The organism is Arthrobacter sp. Y3225116 (assembly GCF_059091245.1).
On sequence record NZ_JBNHGL010000455.1, the window covers coordinates 1 to 1,126 of the forward strand.

Annotated in this window: 1 pseudogene; it reads right to left on the reverse strand. The window is 72.7% G+C overall.

Annotation, left to right across the window (positions count from 1 at the left end):
- Positions 1-326: 326 nt before the first annotated feature.
- Positions 327-1,055: pseudogene (locus tag AC5RV2_RS18255) on the reverse strand (MFS transporter); the annotation flags it as partial.
- Positions 1,056-1,126: the final 71 nt, after the last annotated feature.

Genomic DNA, 1,126 nt, shown 5'->3' on the forward strand with positions numbered 1-1,126 from the left:
GTCCACGCAGCCCTGCGCAGCGCCCGTGGCCAGCGCGGCGATGGCGATCCGGCCCTCGTCCAGGATTTGCAAGAAGTTTGCATAGCCCCGGCCGCGGGCGGGTCTTCGATATTCCTGGGCCCGTTGATCATCACGGCGCCGACCAGCATCACCACGATGCAGGCCCCCAGCATCGCAAAGGAAGCGGTCCAGGAGCCGGTGGCCTCGTGCACCACGCCGAACAGCAGCGGGGCGAGGCCCGCGCCGGCGTAGCCGATGCCCTGGCTGAAGCCGGACAGCACCGCCGAGCCGTGCGTGGTGCGCGAGCGCAGGTTCACCATCAGCAGCGCGGTGGCGAAGGTGCCCTGGCCCAGCCCGGAGAGGGTCATCCACCACCAGGTGCCGCTCTCCGGCGAGAGCAGCAGGCCCAGATGCCCGCCGACCCAGCAGGCGGTAAACACCAGGATGGCGGCGATCGGGTGCCTCAGCCGGGGCACGATCAGCGGCACCAGCAGGCTGGCGGGCAGCCCGAGGATGGCGAAGTACGCCAGGGCCGAACCCGCCGTCGCGGCGTCGATGCCGTGTTCGGTCAGGTACGGCGGCAGCCACGCGAAGTACACATACGTCTGCGCGGAGTTGCCGGCCAGGAAGATGGCCAGGCCCCAGGCCACCGGCGAACGCCACGGGTTCAGCTTCACCGGCCCAGCCGCGGATTCGCGGGCGCGAACGGCAAGCCCGTCGCCGCGGACCGGTCCGGGCGAACCCTCGTCCGCACGGGGTTCGGGCGAGGCGGCCGCCGCAGCCCGCCCTGCGGCGTCGTCCGCGCGGCGCTTGCGGCGGTCCCGTCCCGCCTGCACCGCCCACGGGATGAGCACCACCGCACTGACCGATGCCCAGAGCGCGATCGATGTCCGCCAGCCCGCGGCGTCCGCCACCGGGACGGCCAGCTGCGGGCTCATCGCGGTGCTGACCGCCAGCAGGGTCACATAGCCCGCGGTCACCACGCCCACCCGGTCCGGGAAGTATTTCCGGACCAGCGGCGGCAGCACGACGTTGCCGATTCCGTACCCCGCCATCACCACCGCGCTCAGGGCAAGGAACGGCCACACGCCGTCGGCGGCGGCGCGGCCCAACTGGCCGGCGACCG